Source organism: Halodesulfovibrio sp. (assembly GCF_015482765.1).
In the GTDB taxonomy this organism is placed as follows: domain Bacteria; phylum Desulfobacterota; class Desulfovibrionia; order Desulfovibrionales; family Desulfovibrionaceae; genus Halodesulfovibrio.
The window spans coordinates 92552-114156 of sequence record NZ_JADMLB010000059.1 but is presented as its reverse complement, the minus strand read 5'-3'; the positions used below and the strand labels follow the sequence as shown (position 1 = coordinate 114156).

Below are 21605 nucleotides of genomic sequence, written 5' to 3'. Positions count from 1 at the left end.
AGTTTCCAAGAAAAACCTCATAGATACGCTCATGGACAGCATTTATGTCTACTTGTTTTATTATCAATCAAGCAATACCAGAGATCTGCTCTGACACAACACCTGCAAAAATTGCCAACTCGCATACTGGTTGGAACTCCTTACTCGACCGAAGATGGTTACCAACGCAACAACACAAATTTTCTTTTTTAGCAGACGATTTGCCACATTTTCCGGCAAATATTTTCATCAGTGGAGTATGTAGTTCCACATTGGATGTAGCCCGCATTTTCAATGAACAAGAACTATTAGATGAATGGGATTCAATTTTAGGAACACGTCAGCAAAGTGGAAGAGGGCAGTTACGAAGGGGATGGGATTCTCCAGAAGGAAATATTTATGCAGCGTTGCGACTACCATCCACCGGATTCTTTGCTAACGAACTCGGCTCACTAGTAATTGGCTTCTTACTAGCAAAGGCACTTCAAGAGCTCGGCTATAATGCTCGAATAAAATGGCCGAACGATATTTTAGTAGACGATAGAAAAGTTGGCGGAATATTACTTGAAGAACGAGCCGGAAAATTAATGGCAGGTATTGGAATAAATGTGCATTCTCACCCGCCAGCAGAGCAGTTACGCAATGAATGGGCAGTTCCTGCCGGGTGTTTGTGCAAAAAAGAACAAACACTGCCGATATTACAGGTGTGGCAGACACTTGTAGACTACATGCATTTTTGCTACAACGCACAGGTTGTTCAGTATACTACCGCGAAATTAATTTCGAGTGTTGAAAAACAACTTGCTTGGCTGGGGCGAGAAGTATGGATCCACGGAAGTGATCTAATCAATCGGTCGGGCAGGATAATGGGTATTTCTGAAGATGGTGGTCTTAAGCTTCGACAAAAAGACGAAGAGAAGATTATTCATAACGGTAGTATTTCCCTCCACCCGTGATTATTTCACCCGATGGGTTATTTATTTGCAAAATGTCACCGACGCTGCATAACGAGGATTGAATGGCGATTAAGACGTTTAAAGAAATTATGGAAGAAGTGAAAGGCAAACCAATTTTGGTTGCCAACAGGGGCATTCCTGCCCGTCGTATTTGTCGCTCAATTCGCGAGCGTTTTGATGCTGTAGCTGTAATGACGGCTACAGATATCGATAAAACGTCTCCTGCCGCATCAGCCGCTCAAGAACTTCTTTTACTTGGTTCTGACCCTCGAGCGTACCTTGATATTGACAGAATTATTAGTCTGGCAAAAAAACGCGGCGTAGTTGCTATTCACCCGGGTTGGGGCTTTGCCTCAGAAGATCACAGATTCCCTACACGATGTGCCGAAGAAGGTATCATCTTCATTGGTTCTACAGCAGAATCAATGAACTTACTTGGTAACAAGGTTCAAGTTCGTGCTCTTGCACAAAAACTTAACGTCCCTGTTGTACCAGGCTCCGAGGGCTCTGTAGATATTCCTACCGCACGCAAATTCTGCGATGAAATCGGCTTCCCGATTATGCTCAAAGCAGAAGGCGGTGGTGGTGGTCGCGGTATTTTCTTAATCCAGAATCAGGAAGAGCTTGAAAGCGCCTTTATCAAAGCGTCCACTATGGCGCAGGCTTCTTTCGGTAACCCTAGACTCTACATTGAGAAATTCCTTGCATCCGCACGCCACATCGAAATTCAGGTAATCAGCGACAAACACGGGAACGTATTCGCATTTGACGAGCGTGATTGCAGTATCCAGCGTAACCACCAGAAGCTCGTGGAAATCACTCCATCACCTTCTGAACTCATTACGCCTGAACTGCGCGAACGCCTTAAAGGATACTCACGTAGCCTTGTTAAGGCTGTAGGATACGATTCACTTGCTACTGTTGAATTCCTTGTAACACCTGATGGGGAACCTTACCTTATTGAGGTTAACACTAGGTTACAGGTTGAACACGGTATTACTGAAGTTCGTTACGGTATTGATCTTGTTGAAGAACAAATTGCTGTTGCCTTTGGTGCAGAGCTTCGCCTCAAAGAGGAAGAGTTTCCACCATCACAAATGGCTATGCAGCTGCGCATCAACTGTGAAGACCCTCAGGATGATTTTGCACCAAACTGCGGTGTAGTATCTCGATACATCTCTCCTGGTGGTCCTGGTATCCGTATCGACTCCAACCTGTCTGCAGGATATGACTTCCCTTCAAACTACGACTCTGCTGGTGCGCTGCTCATCTCATATGGTCGTGGTTGGAAAAAAGTTCTGGGAACAATGGAACGTGCTCTTAACGAATATTCCATTGGCGGCGTAAAAACCACGATTCCGTTCTTCAAACAGGTTATCCGTCACCCTAAATTCAGACAGGGCGACTTTACTACTAACTTTATTGGCAATACCCCTGAACTGCTGTGCTACACAGATCTTGCTCCTGAAGCGGAACGCCTTTCCAAGTTGATTGCAGAAGTTTCTGCAAAGGGCTTTAACCCTCATGTTCAACTCGGTGAGTACCGTTCAAAAGATACTCCACGCATCGGTGAGTTCAAACCGGTATTACCTTCTATCGATCTGCCAGTATTAAAGGCTGCGCCTGCATATCCGCAAGGAGACCGCAAGGCTCTGTTAGACTTTGTACGCGACACAGACTACGTACATTTCTGTGACACAACACCGCGTGACCTTACACAATCTAACAGTGGCAACCGATTCCGTCTTGCTGAAGACAAAATTATCGGTCCGTACCTTGATAACTGCGGATTCTTCTCTATTGAAAATGGCGGCGGGGCACATTTCCATGTAGCTATGCTTGCGAACATGACATACCCGTTCTCCGAAGCAAAAGAGTGGAATCAATTCGCTCCAAAAACACTTAAACAGATCCTCATCCGCTCAACAAACGTTCTTGGCTACAAACCGCAGCCGCAGAACTTAATGAGAGCAACAGGTGAAATGATCTGTGACCATTACGATGTTATCAGATGCTTCGACTTCTTGAACCATGTCGAGAACATGCGTCCGTTTGCTGAAGTAGCTCTTAACCGTAAAGAAGTTGTTTTTGAGCCGGCAATCTCTCTTTCATGGGCAAAAGGCTTTGATGTTAAACACTACTTACAGGTAACAGAAGCGATCCTTTCAATGGTTGCTGATGTGGCTGGCGTAAGTACTCGTCAAGCTTCTGAAATGATCATTCTCGGCCTTAAAGACATGGCTGGCGTTTGCCCTCCACGCTTTATGACAGAACTGATCACCGCAATCCGTAAACAGTGGCCTTCACTTGTTACCCACTACCATAGACACTACACAGACGGTCTTTTTGTACCGACAGTTGGTGCTGCTGCAAAAGCTGGTGCACACATTGTTGACACCGGACTCGGTTCTGCTGTTCGCTGGTACGGGCAGGGTGAAGTTCTTTCTACTGCGGCCTATATGGAAGATGAGCTTGGTTTAAAAACTAACCTCAATAAGGATATGATTCGCGAATGCAACTTTGCACTTAAGCAAATCATGCCTTACTACGATAAATATACTGCACCGTTCTTCCAGGGAATTGATCACGATGTTGTACATCACGCAATGCCTGGCGGAGCAACTTCTTCTTCTCAGGAAGGCGCACTGAAGCAAGGGTACATTCACCTTCTTCCATACATGCTCAAATTCCTTGCTGGAACCCGGAAAGTTGTTCGTTACCACGACGTAACACCTGGCTCTCAGATCACTTGGAATACTGCGTTTCTTGCGGTAACAAATGCTTACAAACGTGGCGGCAAAGAAGAAGTTCGCTACTTGTTGGAAGTGCTCGAATACGTTACCAAATTCTCAGAACATGAGCTGAGCGAAGAAATGAAAGAAGCACGCCTTGCTATCTATCAAGATAGCAACGATGCTTTCCGTGACCTACTTCTTGGCAAATTTGGTAAACTTCCGCTTGGCTTCCCTGCGGATTGGGTATACCAGAGCGCATTCGGTACTGAATGGAAACACGCCATTGAAAGCCGCACCGAAGTATCTCCACTGGTTACATTGGAAGATGCCAACCTTGCGGCAGAAGAAGTTGATTTCATTAATCAGGTACGCCGCAAGCCGACAGATGAGGAATTTGTAATGTTCCTCAACCATCCGGCAGACGCACTTAAGACTGTTCGCTTCAGACGTGACTTTGGTAACCCGAACAATATTCCATTAGATGTCTGGTTTGAAGGTCTTGAGACAGGTAGAGAACTACACTTTGTAGATGATAATGCAAAACCACACTCCATGACTATTTTGCACGTTTCAGAACCTGCAAAAAATGGCAAATGTGTTGTGCGTTATGTTCTCGACTCTGATATAATGAGTTATGATGTTCAGGTGGAAACACCACAGGAAGAGGATAATTCTGGAACCGAAAAAGCGGATCCAAACAATCCACTTCATATAGCAGCACCATCTAACGGTGACCTTTGGGTTATGTATGTTAACCCGGGTGATGTAGTTAAAAAGGGTGAAGAACTCTTCAACGTTTCGATCATGAAACAGGAAAAAGCTGTTATCAGTCCAGTTGACGCTATGGTTAAACGCGTACTGAAAACTGCTGACTACAAAGAAACCAAAGTGATGGTTCCGGTAAAAGAAGGCGACCTGCTTATTGAGCTTGGTCCAATTCCTCGCCGCTGCAGCAATGAGGCTTGCCAGAAGCCTCTCTCCATGGAAGGCATGGCATTCTGCCCCTTCTGTGGTGAAAAACTGGAAGCGTAGATGGGTCTCATGCAGTGCATGAGTAAGGATTAGAGAGTATGGAGAGTCCCTGACAGGACTCTCCATTAAATAACCACCGTGTAGGTATTGCCTATAAAAAAAGTTGTTTACTAAATTCTAATTCTAACGATGGGCGTAGAGTTTTACTCTATAAGTTATAGTTTCCGGTTTTTTAAAGTGATAAGTCCTTCCAGGAGGAAAGACTGATGGCCAAGAAAAAGGCTGACGATTCCAAGAGTGTTAAAGCACAAGCGACTAAGATCAAAGAACTTCAGAAAAAAATGGTTCTTACAGGCGCAGACATTGTAGCCATTGGTGAAGAGGCAGAGCTTCTTGTCGGTGGTAAAAACTACAACACCGCTATTATTAGTCAGGTTGACGGTATTCGGGCTCCGCAATTTCGTGCAATCTCTTCCATAGCCTTCCACCAGCTCATGGATGAAACGAAAGTGAACGCCTCACTTGTTCGCTCCATGGTTGACAAAGAGTACAACCGAATTGACTGGAATGACCCAGAGATCAACAAGGACCCTGAATTCCTTCAGAAATTCGTACGTAATATTGCTAAAGAAATTCGTGCTGAAGCTGAAGCTGAGGGTGCTCAGACTACTCTTAAGACAAGAACATTTGTAAACAACGTTGTTGAAGGTTTTGCAACTTCTCCAGAAGGCATTGACCAACTCCGTAAGCGTTCAGTACTGGTTCAAGCAGGCATTCTTTCTGTCGAGCTGCCTGAGAGTGTAACCGGTTGCGTACGCGACGCGTACAACGCAATTTGCAAAGAAGCAGGTCTTGAAGACGTTCCAGTAGCGGTTCGCTCATCCGCAGCCGGTGAAGATTCCCGTAAAAAAGCATTCGCTGGACTTCAGGATACTTACCTGAACATCGTTGGTGAAAACAGATGTGTTGAAGCATACCATTGGGACTGCGCATCTGCATACAACCTTCGCTCAATGACCTACCGTCGTGAAGCTATTCTGGACGCTATGGCTCGTGCAGAAGCAACCGGTGACGAAACTATTGCTATTAAAGCAAAAGAAGAATGGGCCATTGAAAACACCTCTCTTTCTGTTTGCATCATGCGTATGATTAACCCTGTAATTTCCGGTACTGCATTCTCCGCAGATACTGCTACAGGTTGTCGTGGTACAGACAGAAAAGACTTAGTTTCCATTGATGCTAGCTATGGTCTCGGTGAGGCAGTAGTAGGCGGCATGGTTACCCCTGATAAATTCTATGTGTTCCAGCGTGACGATATGCAGGAAGTTGTTATTCGTCAGATGGGCTGCAAAGACAAAAAAATTGTCTACGAAGAAAAGGGCGGCACCAAAATGGTGGACGTACCTGACCTCGAAGCTTTCCGCTGGTCACTTTCTCTTGCACAGGCTGAAGAAGTTGCACGTGGCGTGCGTGGTATTTCCAAAGCTTACGGCGGAATGATCATGGATACAGAATTCTGTATTGATGATGCAGATCGCCTTTGGTTTGTGCAGGCTCGTCCTGAAACCCGTTGGAATGAAGAGTTTGAACTTCATCCTGATACTATTTTCATGCGCCGTCTTGAGGTGGATGAAAAAGCTGCTGCTAATGCAGAAGTTATCCTCGAAGGTAACGGTGCATCCCGTGGCGCAGGTCAGGGACGTGTAAAATATCTCCGATCAGCTCTTGAGTTGAACAAAATTAACAAAGGCGACATCCTCGCTGCTGAACGTACCGACCCTGACATGGTACCGGGCATGCGTATTGCTTCATCCATTCTCGCAGACGTTGGCGGTGACACAAGTCACGCAGCTATTACCTCCCGCGAACTTGGTATTCCAGCAATCATCGGTATTCAGCGTCTTGAAGTTCTCCGAAACCTTGACGGTGAAGAAATCACTGTTGACGGTACTCGTGGCAAGGTTTACCGCGGTCTTCTTCCTCTCAAAGAAGTTGGCGGCGAAATGAATCTTGCAAAACTTCCAGAAACCAAAACCAAAGTCGGCCTCATTCTCGCAGACGTTGGCCAGTCACTCTTCCTTTCCAGACTCAGAAATGTAACCGATTTCGAAGTTGGTCTGCTCCGTGCAGAATTTATGCTTGGTAACATTTCCATCCATCCAAAAGCTCTTGAAGCTTACGATTCCGGTGAACTTGACCGTGTAGTAGCTGGTAAAGTTCATGAGTTGGAAAGCAAGCTCACCAAAGTACTTCGTGAGCAGCTTGCTCTTGGTATCGTTGGTGTTGACTTTAACCTCCGTGAGTACGTAGGGCACCTCACAGGTCTTTCTGAAGAAATTGAGAAACTGACTGAAAATGAACAGCCTCGCGGTACTGATGAAGTACTTGCTGTTCATCGACGTATGCGCGAGCTTGATCACAAACTCGACGCGTACATGGAAACTGCTACCCGCAGATTCGATGTACTCAAAACTTCTGAAAATCTTGAAGATCATGTTTCCGCTGTTATGGGCTTCTCTGATGAATTGCTCAAACTCTCCGGCACTGATCCTGAAAGCACCCGACGCAAGGCTGAAATTGATGCTTCTGTAAAAGCACTCACAGCAAAAGCTGCAAATGACCCTGTAGTAATGGATGTAATCCATAAAGTTAAACAGGTTCGTGTTGAAGTTGCTCTGACCTCCGGTCTTGAGAAAGAAATCCGTGACATGCGTGGAATTCCAGAAAAAATCCGCACCATCATTAAGTCCCGCGGATACCGTTCCGGTAAAGAGCACTACGTACAAACTTTGGCTCAGGGTCTTGCTCTGTTTGCCATGGCTTTTTACGGAAAAGACATCATCTACAGAACCACCGACTTTAAATCCAACGAGTACCGCAACCTTCTTGGCGGCTCTTTGTTCGAACACTTCGAAGATAACCCAATGCTCGGTTACCGCGGCGTATCCCGTAACCTTCATGACTGGGAAATCGAAGCATTCAAACTTGCTCGTGGTGTATACGGTGGTACTAACCTTCAGATCATGCTTCCGTTTGTTCGTACTCTTGAAGAGGGTAGAGCAATGCGCCGCTACCTCGAACAGGTTCACAAACTTAAGCGTGGTGAAGATGGTTTGAAAATCATCCTCATGTCTGAAATCCCAAGTAACGCAATTCTTGCCAAGCAGTTCATTCAGGAATTTGATGGATTCTCCATTGGTTCCAACGACATGACTCAGATGGTTCTTGCTACTGACCGAGACAATGCAAGTCTTTCTCATATCTACGATGAAGAAGACCCTGCAGTAATTTGGGCAATTCTTTGCACTATCTTTACCGGTCAAAAATACGGTAAAAAAGTCGGCTTTTGCGGACAGGGTGTTTCTAACAGCACCATCCTTCGTGGCCTTGTTGCAATTGCCGGTATTGTTTCTGCATCAGTAGTACCTGACACTTACTTCCAGACCAAAAACGATATGGCTGAAGTAGAACAGGAGAACATTAAAACTGAGCAGCTCGGCCAGTGGCTTGGTGATAAATACCTTGAGAAAATTCGTGTTCTTTTAAATGAAAATGGATACGGACATATTCTCAAAAAATACAAAAATGCTCAGGACATTCTTGACTGGTACGAAGGTGAAATCGCTCGTCTTCATGAACAGCTTCGTGAGTCAATTGAAACTCCAAAAGAGAAGTTCTACCGTCAGGAACTTGAACAGTTCCGAGCAAAATTCCATAAACCTGTAATCTATGCAGGTTGGGATTGGAAAGAAACCGTTCTTGATGCTCTCCATCAGGCTGGTTTCGCAAACTTTGAAGAGCAAGCTGTTGCTCTCGAAGCTCAGCGTAAGAAAAAGTGGTAGTATGTAAAAGTATTGCTTACTAGGACGACAAAAGGGACGCACTCAAAGTGTGTCCCTTTTTTTATAATTAAGGGTAATTTTCCAGATTTTTGCTATAAAAATCCTTATTTGCATCACAATAAAATCATTTTATTTGCAATTTACACCATAATTTTACTGAAAAAAGCAAAAAAAAGACTTGATAAAGCTTATTTCGCACAAATATTCATTATAAGCGAACACACATCCTTCACGATGTTTTATACTAATTATTTTTTTTAGCTCTTTATTTTTCAGTTATTCAAAACTTTTTTTCTGTCGTTTTTCCTTCTTCATAAGAAGAAACTTCAAATAAAAAAAGGTGAGCTCATCACATGTGAACTCACCTGATTAATTCTTGCATTCAGCAAAAAAGCAACGTAGCACCTTTTTGTGCAACGCCTTATCCAATGCTACTTTTTCTTCTTTTTCTTTTTAGAAGGAGTAGCTTTTTTAGATTTAGTTTTTGGTTTTTCAGTTGCTCGTTTTTCTGCACGGGCAGCTCGAAGTGCTTTTTTCTCAGCTTTTGCTTTTTTCACCTCTTCATCAATACGGGCAAACTCTTCTGGATCCATGGCATGTTCAGCAAAGGCATGCCAGATTCTGTCAAGACCAAGCCCTGACGATGCAGATGAAATAATAGGCTTAATTCCACCAAGGAGTTTTGCCCACTCACTTTGTTTAGCGTCTCGCTCTCGTTGTTTGCACTTATCACCTTTTGTAAGAATTGGTATAAGAGGCAGATCAATTTGGCGGGCATAGCTTGTCAGCTCAATATCTATCTGTTGTGGTGGCACGCGGCTGTCTATTAACACGGCAAGTGCTTTCAAGCCGGGAGTTGAAATAAGGTACTGGTTAATCAACTCTGCCCACTTTTGACGATCAGCTTTGGACACTTTTGCATACCCATAGCCTGGAAGATCAACAAGGTAATATTTCCAAGGATCAACTCTATAAAAGTTGATAGACTGAGTTTTACCAGGAGTGGAGCTGATTCGAGCCAGATTTTTGCGTCCAGCTAATGCATTAATAAGCGAGGACTTGCCAACGTTTGAACGACCGGCAAGTGCAATTTGAGGCACGTCAACTTCTTGAAGTTGTTCGAGAGTATATATAGTGTCTTCTAAAATAAGATTTGGTTGCATGAGAGGCCTTTGGTAATAGTTAGTAAAGGCAACGCCGAGCTTGACAACAAGCAGCGCTTCGGAAAATATTACCCGTTTGTTTCCACCATTCCTAATGGTATAAAAGCAATGTGTAAAGACAAAGGGAGTACGCATGGCCGGTTACAATATATTGATTCTTAATGGTCCTAATCTTGGAGCATTAGGAAAACGTCAGCCGGAAATCTATGGCAATAGTACTATGGATATCGTACCCGAGCTTCTCGAAAAAGTTCTGGGTGAAAATACTCAACGCGTTTCTCTTGAATTTTATCAAAATAATTCAGAAGGCAAACTGATTGATCGTATTGAGCAGGCTAGAGAAGAGGGTGTTGATGGCATTGTTTTAAATGCCGGCGCATATACTCACACAAGCCTTGCCTTAGCAGATTGTCTTGCTTGGATTGAGCTTCCAGTGGTCGAGGTGCATTTGAGTAATGTACTTGCCCGCTCCGAACCACTGCGACAAAAAAGTTTTATTGGTCGACATGTCATCGGTGTTATTGCTGGTTTCGGCATGATGAGTTACGCACTAGCCGTGCAAGCATTATTTCAGCACCTTGAAGATTAGAATTTAATTTTCCGATACCAATCGGAACGACTTGGAGGAATACATGTTCTCAACCACTGATTTCAAACGTGGTCTTAAAATCCTTTTGGACGGCACACCATACGAAATCGTAGAATTTCAGCATTTCAAACCGGGTAAGGGCGGCGCTATGATCCGCACAAAACTTCGCAACCTGCTTACTGGTCGCGTTGTTGACAACACCTTCCGTTCCGGTGAAAAAGTTGGTCGTCCAGATATCGAACATTCTGCAATGCAGTACCTCTACATGGAAGGCGACAACCTTGTATTAATGGACCTTGGCTCTTACGAGCAGCATTACATGAGCACCGAAAAATCCGGTGGCGCTGAAAACTTCCTTAAAGATGGTCAGGAAGTAAAAGTAATGCTCTACAATGGTGATCCACTTTCTCTTGAATTACCAGCAGCTCTTGTATTTGAAGTTACCCACACAGAGCCGGGTGCAAAAGGCGACACCGTATCTAACGTTACGAAGCCAGCTACAATTGAAACTGGCCTTGAAGTGAACGTACCATTATTCATCAATATCGGTGACAAAATCAAAATTGATACTCGCACCCGTGAGTACCTTGGTCGCGAAAACTCTTAAGGCTTCGCTCCCAACTGTATAAAAAAACGCGCTTTATTTTAAGCGCGTTTTTTTTATGCTATTTTACAAGTGAAAAAAGTTGTTCATTTCAACACATTGAAAAATCTGCTGTTGATTGCAGCCCATATTATGACTACAGTAAACCGAGGTTATCAGATTCCTGACAAACTAAGTGGTTAGCCTGTCTCTCTGGACTCTGATATAATATTATATTCTGTCATAAAATTGGAAATACTCCTACTGGAGGATGGTATTACGAATACGCAACGTATAACTCGCGAACTTTTTTCTTTATTCATCACGTTCTGGGGCATCTTGCTTACTATCAGCCTTGCTACTTTTAGTCAGGCCGATCCAAGCCTCAACCATATCGTAAGTTCGCCTAAATCTATTCATAATGCTGCTGGATTATTTGGAGCCTACCTTTCAGGTCTTCTTGTAGACTTGTTTGGCCTGTCTTCGTACCTTCTTGCTCTTGGATTTCTTGCATCCGGTGTTCGCTGCTTTTTTTCGAAAATTTGTATTGAATGGTGGCGATGGACCGGAATTGTTCTCTTCGGCATCAGTATCTGCTCGCTCAGTTCTGCAGTGCCACTGACCGTTGGAGAAATCCAAGGTGGTGGACTACTTGGAGACGTGCTCTTTTCTGTCAACTGGTACTATTTACGACCTATAGGTAGTACACTTCTTTGGACCTTTGTCACTATCTGCTCAATTCAACTTATTATGGGCGGCACATGGGCAGGGCTATTCACATGGCTAAAAAAATATATTGGTGAAGTTAAAAAGCCACTCCTTAAAAAGCCTATTACTACAAAGAAGAAGCCAAAGGCGAAGAAATCAAAAGAAGTTAGCAAAGAAAAAAAAGCAAGACGTTCTCTATTTAGTAAAAAAGCTGAAGACCTTTCAAGTGAACCTTCATCACTTGATTTACCTGATGCTGAACCTGAGATATGGGATGAGATAGCTTCTCCAGAAGAGGTGCCAACTGCTGAATTCAGTTCAGTAATTATTGACGATCCTATTAAAGCAACTGGTGAAGAAGCATCACTCATCGGTGAAGGCAATCCTTTCGAAGCCGAACTGGATTTCCCAGAAGTTAAACGTACTGCGGCTAAAAAAAGTAAAAAAATCTCATTACCAGTTTTGGATTTATTCTCTAGTAGTGACGATGAAGTTGAATCAACTCCGCGCGAAGTATTGGAAACAAAAGGGCGTTTGGTAATGGAATGCCTTGAAGATTTCAATGTTCACGGCGAGCTGCAGCGTATCACCCCTGGACCAGTTGTCACAATGTTTGAGGTAAAACCAGCCCCAGGCGTTAAAGTAAGTAAAATAGCAAACTTATCAAACGATATAGCAATGGCATTAAGTGCCGTTTCTGTCCGCATTCAGGCGCCTATACCAGGAAAAGATACTGTTGGCATTGAGATTCCTAATGAAATTAGAGAACTAGTATCATTGAGAGAATTATTTGCCTCCGAAACTTTTACTGCATCTAAAGACCCACTTACCCTTGCTATCGGCAAAGATATTTCGGGTATTCCGTTCACTTCTGATCTGGCAAAAATGCCACACCTTCTTGTTGCTGGCGCAACAGGACAGGGCAAGAGTGTATTTATTAACTCAGTGCTTATGAGTTTACTGTTCAAAACAACTCCAGACTCTTTACAACTACTGCTAATCGACCCAAAACGTATTGAACTTGCTGTATATGCAGACCTTCCTCACTTGGTACATCCTGTTGTTACAGATATGTCCCAAGCTAAAAATGCGCTAGACTGGGCTGTGCATGAAATGGACAAGCGGTATGAAGCAATGTCCCGCATGGGTGTACGTAACGTACTAAGTTACAATGCTAAATTAAAGCAAATGGGTGATGACAAACCTGAAAATCTTGTAGATTTACAACCGATTCCGTACATGGTCATCATCATTGATGAACTTGCTGATCTTATGTTGACAGCTGCAAAAGAAGTCGAAACTAGCATTGTGCGTCTCGCACAGCTTGCTCGAGCTGCAGGTATCCATTTGATTCTTGCGACTCAACGTCCGAGTGTTGATGTTGTAACCGGCTTAATTAAAGCGAACTTCCCATGCCGTATATCATTTCAAGTTACTGGCAAACACGATTCACGTACAATTCTTGACACAGTCGGGGCAGAGCACTTACTCGGTAAAGGTGATATGCTTTTCAAACCGGGTGGTGGTCGCTTAACGCGTATGCATGGTGCCTTCGTTAGTGATGAAGATGTAATTTCTGTGGTATCCCACTGGAAAAAACAACTTCCGCCATCCTACAAAGTTGATTTTGTGGAATGGGCAACAGAAGGAACCGGCAATGTTTCTGGCTCTATGAACGGTGGAGGCAACAGCGGAACAGCTGACGACCCTCTTTATGCAGAGTGCGTCGCTTTTGTTATCGAAAATGGAAAAGCATCTATCTCACTTATTCAACGTCGATTCAGAATCGGATTCAATAAAGCAGCACGCTTTGTTGAACAAATGGAGCAGGATGGAATTGTTGGGCCAGCTGATGGAAGCAAGCCACGTACTGTACTTGCCAAAAAAGAACAACCAACAGGATAATATATGAAAAATAGTAAAACTGTAGCTATTCTGACTTGTACACTTTTCTTATTTTTTTCAGGAATTGCGAATGCAGGGCTCGAAGTCCTCACGCAATCATACGGAAAAGCTGAGACAATAACTGCAGATTTTTCTCAAACTCTCATTCATAAAGATAGTGGAAGCAAAGAAGTACGCACAGGAAATTTTGTTATCAAACGTCCTGAACTTGTTCGATGGGTTACGAATAAGCCGTTCAACGAGTTGCTTATCGTAAATAAAGATGCTGTTTGGAACTACCTTGAAGATGAAGAAGTCGTATATAAATACCCACGAGATCTTGCAAACGAAAGTCAGAATGCTTTGAGATTCCTGCTTGGAGATGCCAATGTTGATAACGATTTCTACATTGAAGACGGAAAAGAAAAAGGAAACTACCTTTTATTTCCTAAAGAACCCACAGCAAACCTGACCGAAGCTGAAATTTGGGTAGATGAATCAAGTGGTATCATCTCTCGTCTCAAGATAACTGACTTTTATGGCAACATAAACGACATACGTTTTAACAATGTACTGTTTAATAAGTCTGTTAGTAACCTCATCTTCAACTTTACACCTCCCGAAGGTGTAGACATCGAAGACAATACTAAAAAATAAAAAAGCGAGTGGAATCCCACTCGCTTTTTTATTTTACTTCGATAAGCCGGTTGCTTCATAAAGCTCAGCAAGTTCTTCTTGCGTCAGCTCTCGACTTTCACCTTTATCTAATTCGCCAAGTTGAATTGGGCCAATTTTAATACGGTGTAAATTAAGAATCGTCAGCCCGACATCTCGGAACATACGACGGATCTGACGGTTAATCCCCTGAGTTAATACCATTTCAACTCGAGTATTACCTTCATCCGTAGCAATAATTTTACATTCAACCGGAGCTAACTTATCACCTTCTTCAAGTGTCATTCCCTTACGGAATTTATCAAGAATCTGTTCAGAAACATCGCCTCTGACACGAACTCGGTACACTTTATTCTGGTGCCATTTAGGATGAGTCAAACGATACGTCAAATCCCCATCGTTGGTCAGTAGTAATAATCCGGTAGAGAAGAAGTCGAGTCGACCTACAGGAAAAATCCTTTTACCCTTAAACTGCTCAGGAAGAATATCCAATACTGTTGGACGTCCTTCAGGATCATTTGCAGTACAAACCGTTTGAACAGGTTTATGTAGCAATACGTACAGTGGTTCAACTTTTTCAGTATCAAAAACTACACGCTCGCCATTTACTTCCAACGTATCTGAGGTTGGAATAATTTTTACTCCCGGTTCTGCAACCTTTTCACCATTAACAAAAACAACACCTTGAGCGATCAAGTCATCAGCTGCGCGACGAGAACAGATACCTGCAAAAGCGAGCGCTTTGTTGATTCGTAATGGCTCGTTCAGGTTTGGCACACTAGGCTTAGCCGGAACAAACGGTTTTTTTTCTGGACGAGGAGGGCGAGTATCCTTTTTAGGATTTCGGTAATTTGAATCATTACGGGAAGCATCACTCTTACCGCGCTCTGGGCGTTTGCAAAAAGCTTCATTACCATCACGTCTACTGTGCTGCGAACGTCCTGAGTCAGAACGCTCACTCCGATTCCATGAAGAATTACGAGAACGATTTTCATCACGCCCTCTAGAATCGGAACGACCACGAGAAGAATCGTTACGGTTATTGTATGATCGATCGTCGCTGCGACTTCCCTGAGTTGAACGACGGCGAGAATCGCCACGATCAAAATCACCATGGCTTTTTTCTTTTCGTTCTACAGGACGTCCCTGATATCCACCTCGGGATGGACGACGTTCTGAGTCAGAACGTTCACTCCGATTCCAAGAAGCATTACGGGAACGACTTTCATCGCGTCCTCTAGAATCATGGCGATCACGAGAAAATTCGTTACGACTGTTACGTGGACGATCATCATTACGAAATTCCTGCGCTGAACGACGGCGAGAATCGCCACGATCAAAATCACCACGGCTTTTTTCTTTCCGCTCTACAGGGCGCCCCTGATATCCACCTCGGGAGGAACGACGTTCTGAGTCAGAACGTTCACTCCGGCTCCATGAAGAATTACGGGAGCGGCTTTCATCACGTCCTCTAGAATCATGGCGATCACGAGAAGATTCACTACGCCCGCCACGTGGACGGTCATCACGACGAAATTCTCGATCAGTCTGACGAGAATCAGAGCGATCAAAACCATCACGGCGGTCTTCTCTACCTTCTACAGGCCGCCCTTTATATCCACCACTGGAAGGGCGATCAGTGTTAGGGCGATCATTACGGCGACCGGAACGTCGTTCCGGCAAATCATTATATGTATTGCGTCGTCCTTCACCTTCAGCAATTGGACGTCCCTTATATTTCCCATTACTGTCGAAATAAGAACGATCATTACGCTTTGCGCTACGCTCACCATCACGATGAGCAGAATCTTTACCTGATTGAGACCGTTCATCACGATCATCAAAGCCAGTCCGACGTCCGCGTCGGTCTTGAGAAAACTTTTTATTTTGTTCTGACATATATTTATGGTCGTATTATTTTTGCAGCTACCTGCATACTGGTTACGATATCCAGCATATTTGTAGTTTCGCCCACAGCCTTTTTTTCCAGCATGGAGAAGTGGTCCAAACATGTTCCACAAACCAAAATATCAATTCCAGTTGCTTCAAGGGCTTTTAATTCTTCCAAAACATGACTATCTTCTGTTGCGAGAGTAACGGCACCATTAACCATTACAATACGCCACAAAGACTTGCCAAGTTCTGGCAACGTAGCTAAGAAGTTCTTCATCAACTTAGCACCAAGTTCATCGTCACCAATGCCAATAGTGGCAGAAGAGATAAAAACGCATATACTACTGTCTACTGATTCCAACTCGTCGTCAGTAAGAACCTCGCATGCATCTGCATTGGATGCAGTGGCTAAAATGCTCCAACCACCTTCAATTCGGTCTGATTTTGCAGAATAACCTTTGGATGCAAGGAACCGTACAACATTATCTTTTGCTGCATCATTATCTACTAATACTGTAAAGGCTGACGGAGCTTCTTGTTCGATTAATTTTTTGCACTGGATAACAGGCTGAGGACAGGACAGGGAAAGACAATTTAATTCAGTATTACTCATTGCGAGCCTCCTCTTACTAATAGATACGCAGACCCGCAAGTCGTCAAATCGAAAAAAGCAATATAGTTTTGCAAAAACTATTGAATATCTAAATACAAAGTCATCTGTGGAGACAACTAACTCATGGCAAAACTAAAGAAACTGCCTAAAAACAGCGGTAAACTCTTAAAACGAACTCTTAAATACTTTCTTCCCTACAAAGCATCTATTGTGGTTTCTATAATCGCAATGGCAGTAGTTGCAGCCACGACAGGCGCCTCGGCATACCTGATTAAACCTGCGCTAGATGACATCTTCATTAATAAAAACAGTGAATACCTGATGCTTATTCCTTTTGCCTACTTTATTTTAGTATTGGCCAAAGGAGCAGGGCGTTATGCTCAAAACTACTTCATGACCTACTGTGGCTTGAAAGTACTTGAACGGTTACGCAACGAACTTTTTGACAAAATTATCTGTCTACCGTTGAAATTCTACGAAGAGCAGCAGGTAGGCATGCTTATGTCTCGCGTTGTTAACGATGTTGCTGAAATCCGAGGCAGCCTTCCTTCTGTAATTAAAGGGGTACGGCAATTATTAACGATGATTGGCTTACTTTTTGTAGTATTCTACCAAGATTCATACTTAGCGACATGGGCAGTACTGGTTTTACCTCTCGCACTTTTCCCTTTTATCCATTTCGGACGGAGACTTCGCAAGCTTGGTAAAAAGAATCAGGTTCTTATCTCTGCCATGACTACTTTCCTGCAAGAAAAATTCAGTGGAATCAGAGTAGTTAAAGCCTTCGCAAACGAAGAAGGTGAAAAAGCCGGATTCCGTGTCGAAAACAGCCGAATTGCCAAATTAGCTCTTAAACAAACAATCGTCGGCCAAATGTCTTCACCTATTATGGAGCTCATTGGCGCATTGGGTATCGGCCTCGTTATCTGGTACGGCGGTTCACAAGTTATCGCAGGCCAGCAAACTGCAGGCACATTCTTCTCCTTTGTTGCTGCACTGGTAATGCTTTATGACCCAGTAAAAGAACTTACTTCAGCTAACAACTCCCTACAAAAAGCACTTGCAGGGGCAGAGCGTGTCTTTGAAATTTTAGATTCACCAGATATCAACGTTGAACTTGATGGCTCTCAACAACTTGAAGGGATACATGAAGTTTCCTTCAAAGATGTTACTTTCGGATACGACTCTACAAGCCAGCCAGCTTTAAAAGATATTAATATTACAATTAAAGAAGGCGAAAAGGTGGCTATTGTTGGGCCAAGTGGCGCAGGAAAAACTACCTTTGTAAACCTTGTACCTCGTTTCTACGAACAACAAGAAGGCCAAATTCTTATCAACGGAATAGACTCACGAAGTCTTACTTTAAAATCCTTACGCAAAAATGTTGCTATCGTTTCACAGGATGCCTTCCTGTTCGATACTTCAATCGCCGACAACATCGCATACTCTTCAGAAGACAGCTCTAAAGAAGCAGTTGAAAGAGCAGCAAAAGCTGCCTATGCTCATGACTTCATTACAGAATTCCCTAACGGGTATGACACAATTGTTGGAGAACGAGGCGTTCGCCTTTCCGGAGGTCAAAAACAACGCCTGACAATTGCCCGTGCACTGTTAAAAGACGCTCCACTATTGATTCTTGATGAAGCAACCAGTGCGCTTGATTCTGAATCAGAAAAAGTTGTTCAAAAGGCCCTTGAAAACCTCATGAAAGATCGAACAAGCCTTGTTATTGCTCACCGTCTTTCAACTATTATCTCGGCTGATAGAATTCTTGTTATGAAAAACGGTGAAGTCGTTGATGAAGGAACACACGAATCCCTGCTGGCAAACAGCCCGCTATATCAAAGACTTTACACCTTACAGTTTGAAAGTCACGAGGAGCTTGCTTAGTGAAGATCCCATTACCCATTCCCTTAATTTCTTCAGCTATTTACTATGTCTACAAAGTATGGTGCAAAACATTACGTTTCGAAGAAGTAGGGCGAGAAAAGCTTGACGAACAGTGGGATAATGGAACACCGATGGTCACATGTCTATGGCATGATGAGCTATTTCCACTTATGCATGTGCGTCGCCAACTGCAAATTATCGCAGTAGTCAGCCAAAGTAGCGATGGTGAATTATTGGCACAAGTATTAGAAAAACTTGGATTGCTTACTAGCCGCGGTTCCAGCTCCCGAGGAGGTGTAAAAGCACTTTTGAGAGTAGCAAGAACAATGAAAAACTCTCACTATCTCGGATGTATTACTGTTGACGGTCCTCGCGGCCCAAGACATCAAGCAAAAGAGGGCGCAGTGTTCCTTGCTCACAGAAGTAAAGCAAAACTGGTTCCAATTCGCATTGGAATGTCCAAATCATACTCATTCCAAAAAGCGTGGGATAAATTTCAAATTCCTTTACCCTTCTCCAAAGTAAAAATTATTTTCGGTGAACCTTACTCGTTGGAAGAGGGGGATCTTGATGATGTTTATCTGGAAAAAGAACGCCTTAGACTTGAAAACAAACTTAAAGAACTACTTTAAGGGATAGACGTGAAGTTATTATATTCAGCCATTTACACACTGGGCACGAAAATGACTGTGCACAGTTCAAAGGTATTAGGAAGCGCATTAGGCACTGTCATGTGGAATAGCCTTCCTAAACGACGCAAGCTTGCGGTCAACGCTGTCCAACAGCATCTTAACGTAAATCATGAAGAAGCGACTGTCATTGCGAAAAAAAGCTTCATGCACAATTGCCGCTCCTTTTTAGAAATATTTCTAGTACCCAAAATCAACGAAAAATTCATTAATGAACTGGTAATCCAGTATCCTGAAGATGCTTTTTCACGCATTGTTGCCAACAATAGGCCTATTGTTGCAACTACAGCCCATATGGGTGCATGGGAAGTTCTTGCAGGTCTTTTAGGAGAAATTGGATCGGCATCCCACAGAGCACAGCCTCTGGTTGTGGTTCGAACCAACAAAAATGAAGACATTAATGAGTTGATTTTTCGCCTTCGAGAAGGAAGGGGAGCTAAAGTACTTTCCCATAGAAACGCGGTGTTCAGCGTTTTGCGCTCCTTAAAAAAGAATGGAATTGCAGCATTCCTGGTTGACCATAATACGAAACGTAAAGAAGCAATATTCACAGACTTCTTAGGTGAAACGGCTGCAGTGAATTCAGGGCCAGCTTTTTTGGCTCTCAGAGGAAAAGCTCTTGTATTGCCGACTTTTTTAGTCAGAGACGAGAAGGGGGGCTACAAGTTTATTATTGAGCCGCCGCTGGATACAACAACTCTTAAAGGAACACGTGAAGAAAACATCCAGCAGATAACCCGTTTCTACACTGATGCCGTTGAACGAGTCGTTAAGCAGTACCCTGATCAGTGGTTCTGGATGCACAATCGTTGGAAAACTCAACCAAGAGCCAATGATGAAGTACTTCCAAGAGACCTCTATGAAAAGATCACTCCTAAGTCGCAATTGTAGCAGTAAACTTAGAAAAAATACGATCAACCACAAAAAGGAAATCCTTAAAAGTAAGTTTTAAGGATTTCCTTTTTTCTATTCATAAGACAGTACAGAGAACCCCTCAGACACATCTTTTTTTCTTATCCATAGCCCAGCCTTATTTTTCATAAAAAACGCCTTAGAAAGAGAATATGGAACAATTAAATATACAGACATTTATCGATTGTTTCACAATTATCCACAAAAGAGCAAGATCCTGTAATAAAAGAACTTATTTTTATAAAAGTTAACATAATATACATTATGAGACATAAAAAAGAGGTGTAAAACTACACCTTCTGCTCTGCATACGTTTTCGGTCTTTCTCTTTTTTTCAGAACTTATTTGTTGCTCTCTAAGCTTCTATTTTTCCGTTTCAATACCCTGTCTAAAATTCAGCTGACATCAACTCAAAGCTCTTCATTTCAGAATGCACCATTTTACTCGTTTGTTTTTCCCCAACCAAACCTCAAACAACCACTTCTAAAAATGTCCCATCCATTGCGAGAGCTTTTTTCAAATCTCAAACTTGATTCAGTCAAATAAAGTTACGACTCAATATCAATCCTTGGGCTTTCTTTCAGACTTGTCGGATAAGATATAACCTTAAGCTGTCCAGCACAAAAAACTTACAAACTGGCCTCACACACTCAAAAAATAGACAAAACAAAAACCGGAAGTCCATGTGGACTTCCGGTTCAATTTTTCATAGCTAACTACTCAGCTGACTCTTCTTTATCTTCTTTGGTGATTGCTCGACCTGATTCCTCAAGGCGTGCTAAAAACTTGTCTCTACATTCATAGCTGCAAAAACGATGAACGGTTTCTCCATCACGAATGCGAATATTCTGATCAAGAGAAACAAAAGCTCCACAGACTGGATCTTTTACCATATCTCCAGTAGCAACTTTCTTTTCCATATCTTTTTGCTTTTTCTCTGTTTTTTTCTTGTTATCATTTGTAACAAGTTTAAAAAGCAGCCAGCCACAAACTAAAAGAACAACCCATTTAATCACGCGAGCTCTCCCTGCGATAAATTATTGCCAGATCTGATCAGCTTCTACCTTGAACTCCAGAGTGCTGAGAACTTCTGAAAGCCCCCTGCCATCTGGAAGCTGCAACTGCGGTGCAATCTCAAGTAACGGAACAAGCACAAAAGCCCTTTCCGTCATACGCGGATGCGGTACAATAAGGTCTTCCGATTCAATAACGTCATTACCGAACAACAATACATCCAGATCAATCACCCGAGGGCCGTAGCGCTCTTCACGCACCCTTCCCAACGTGTTTTCAATCTGTAGAAGGTTGTTCAGTAGGTCATGCGCAGTTACACTTTCTGAACATGTAACAGAGACAACCTGATTTGCAAACCATGATTGATCCTTCTTGTCCTGTGGCTCTGTTCGAAAAATTGGAGAACTGTTCTGAACAGACACCCCATCAAGAGAATCTATCTCATTAATGGCTGCGGTCAAATTCGCATCTGTATCGCCCATGTTCGAGCCAAGGCAAATAAATGCAA

The 21605-nt window shown here is 43.1% G+C and carries 15 protein-coding genes; 10 read left to right on the top strand and 5 right to left on the bottom strand.

From position 1 onward, the window contains the following. The first annotated feature begins 44 nt into the window (after positions 1-44). The 3 genes from QZY95_RS10370 to QZY95_RS10360 all read left to right on the top strand — a co-directional run bounded on the left by QZY95_RS10370 (position 45) and on the right by QZY95_RS10360 (position 8484). Complete coding sequence (locus QZY95_RS10370) at positions 45-935, top strand: biotin--[acetyl-CoA-carboxylase] ligase (RefSeq protein WP_290923115.1); 891 nt, start codon at positions 45-47, stop codon at positions 933-935. Positions 936-997: 62 nt separating this feature from the next. Continuing rightward, the gene (locus tag QZY95_RS10365) at positions 998-4702 is read left to right on the top strand and encodes a pyruvate carboxylase (protein WP_290923114.1); all 3705 of its coding nucleotides are present in this window, start codon (positions 998-1000) and stop codon (positions 4700-4702) included. Between the two features lie 206 nt (positions 4703-4908). Continuing rightward, entirely contained in the window at positions 4909-8484 is a 3576-nt protein-coding gene (locus QZY95_RS10360; RefSeq protein WP_290923113.1) for a PEP/pyruvate-binding domain-containing protein, read from the top strand. A 431-nt stretch (positions 8485-8915) separates the two neighbouring features. Here QZY95_RS10360 and yihA read toward each other — a convergent pair whose 3' ends face one another. Beyond that, the gene (yihA, locus tag QZY95_RS10355) at positions 8916-9647 is read right to left on the bottom strand and encodes a ribosome biogenesis GTP-binding protein YihA/YsxC (RefSeq protein ID WP_290923112.1); all 732 of its coding nucleotides are present in this window, start codon (positions 9645-9647) and stop codon (positions 8916-8918) included. A 133-nt stretch (positions 9648-9780) separates the two neighbouring features. Between yihA and QZY95_RS10350 the strand changes: the two genes are divergently transcribed. From QZY95_RS10350 to lolA, 4 genes are all read left to right on the top strand, one after another. After that, a complete protein-coding gene (locus QZY95_RS10350; protein ID WP_290923110.1) occupies positions 9781-10236 on the top strand; it encodes a type II 3-dehydroquinate dehydratase in 456 nt (151 codons plus the stop codon). 43 nt (positions 10237-10279) lie between these two features. Then, positions 10280-10843 (top strand): elongation factor P, encoded by a 564-nt coding sequence (efp, locus tag QZY95_RS10345; protein ID WP_290923109.1) that lies wholly within the window; start codon positions 10280-10282, stop codon positions 10841-10843. 225 nt (positions 10844-11068) lie between these two features. Then, positions 11069-13432 carry a DNA translocase FtsK gene (locus QZY95_RS10340; protein ID WP_290923107.1) on the top strand — a complete coding sequence of 788 codons (2364 nt, stop codon included), beginning with the start codon at positions 11069-11071 and terminating at the stop codon, positions 13430-13432. A gap of 3 nt (positions 13433-13435) precedes the next feature. Beyond that, entirely contained in the window at positions 13436-14068 is a 633-nt protein-coding gene (lolA, locus tag QZY95_RS10335; RefSeq protein WP_290923105.1) for an outer membrane lipoprotein chaperone LolA, read from the top strand. Between the two features lie 33 nt (positions 14069-14101). Here the strand turns inward: lolA and QZY95_RS10330 are convergent, their stop codons facing one another. Continuing rightward, positions 14102-15985, bottom strand: a complete 1884-nt coding sequence (locus QZY95_RS10330; protein ID WP_290923103.1) for a pseudouridine synthase — start codon at positions 15983-15985, stop codon at positions 14102-14104. Positions 15986-15989: 4 nt separating this feature from the next. Next, on the bottom strand, positions 15990-16592 hold the full coding sequence (gene yedF, locus QZY95_RS10325; RefSeq protein WP_290923100.1) for a sulfurtransferase-like selenium metabolism protein YedF: 603 nt from the start codon (positions 16590-16592) through the stop codon (positions 15990-15992). A gap of 123 nt (positions 16593-16715) precedes the next feature. On the opposite strand from yedF, the gene QZY95_RS10320 reads away from it, so the two are divergent. From QZY95_RS10320 to QZY95_RS10310, 3 genes are read left to right on the top strand one after another with little or no spacing between them, the layout of a single operon-like run. Next, the gene (locus QZY95_RS10320; protein WP_290923098.1) at positions 16716-18482 is read left to right on the top strand and encodes an ABC transporter transmembrane domain-containing protein; all 1767 of its coding nucleotides are present in this window, start codon (positions 16716-16718) and stop codon (positions 18480-18482) included. Further along, entirely contained in the window at positions 18482-19114 is a 633-nt protein-coding gene (locus tag QZY95_RS10315; RefSeq protein WP_290923096.1) for a lysophospholipid acyltransferase family protein, read from the top strand. The genes QZY95_RS10320 and QZY95_RS10315 overlap by 1 nt, the downstream gene beginning before the upstream one ends. Before the next feature lie 9 nt (positions 19115-19123). Next, complete coding sequence (locus QZY95_RS10310) at positions 19124-20062, top strand: lysophospholipid acyltransferase family protein (protein WP_290923094.1); 939 nt, start codon at positions 19124-19126, stop codon at positions 20060-20062. Between the two features lie 737 nt (positions 20063-20799). On the opposite strand, the gene QZY95_RS10305 is transcribed toward QZY95_RS10310, so the two are convergent. Both QZY95_RS10305 and folK read right to left on the bottom strand, forming a co-directional pair. Next, complete coding sequence (locus tag QZY95_RS10305) at positions 20800-21099, bottom strand: transcriptional regulator (protein ID WP_290923092.1); 300 nt, start codon at positions 21097-21099, stop codon at positions 20800-20802. Between the two features lie 21 nt (positions 21100-21120). Next, a complete protein-coding gene (gene folK / locus QZY95_RS10300) occupies positions 21121-21597 on the bottom strand; it encodes a 2-amino-4-hydroxy-6-hydroxymethyldihydropteridine diphosphokinase (RefSeq protein WP_290923205.1) in 477 nt (158 codons plus the stop codon). Positions 21598-21605: the final 8 nt, after the last annotated feature.

Excerpts from the sequence above, each read along its gene's own strand:
- QZY95_RS10330 (WP_290923103.1), bottom strand. The coding sequence starts at position 15,985 with ATGTCAGAACAAAATAAAAAGTTTTCTCAAGACCGACGCGGACGTCGG.
- yihA (WP_290923112.1), bottom strand. The coding sequence starts at position 9,647 with ATGCAACCAAATCTTATTTTAGAAGACACTATATATACTCTCGAACAA.
- QZY95_RS10350 (WP_290923110.1), top strand. The coding sequence starts at position 9,781 with ATGGCCGGTTACAATATATTGATTCTTAATGGTCCTAATCTTGGAGCA.
- QZY95_RS10320 (WP_290923098.1), top strand. The coding sequence starts at position 16,716 with ATGGCAAAACTAAAGAAACTGCCTAAAAACAGCGGTAAACTCTTAAAA.
- QZY95_RS10360 (WP_290923113.1), top strand. The coding sequence starts at position 4,909 with ATGGCCAAGAAAAAGGCTGACGATTCCAAGAGTGTTAAAGCACAAGCG.
- QZY95_RS10365 (WP_290923114.1), top strand. The coding sequence starts at position 998 with ATGGCGATTAAGACGTTTAAAGAAATTATGGAAGAAGTGAAAGGCAAA.
- efp (WP_290923109.1), top strand. The coding sequence starts at position 10,280 with ATGTTCTCAACCACTGATTTCAAACGTGGTCTTAAAATCCTTTTGGAC.
- lolA (WP_290923105.1), top strand. The coding sequence starts at position 13,436 with ATGAAAAATAGTAAAACTGTAGCTATTCTGACTTGTACACTTTTCTTA.
- QZY95_RS10370 (WP_290923115.1), top strand. The coding sequence starts at position 45 with ATGTCTACTTGTTTTATTATCAATCAAGCAATACCAGAGATCTGCTCT.
- yedF (WP_290923100.1), bottom strand. The coding sequence starts at position 16,592 with ATGAGTAATACTGAATTAAATTGTCTTTCCCTGTCCTGTCCTCAGCCT.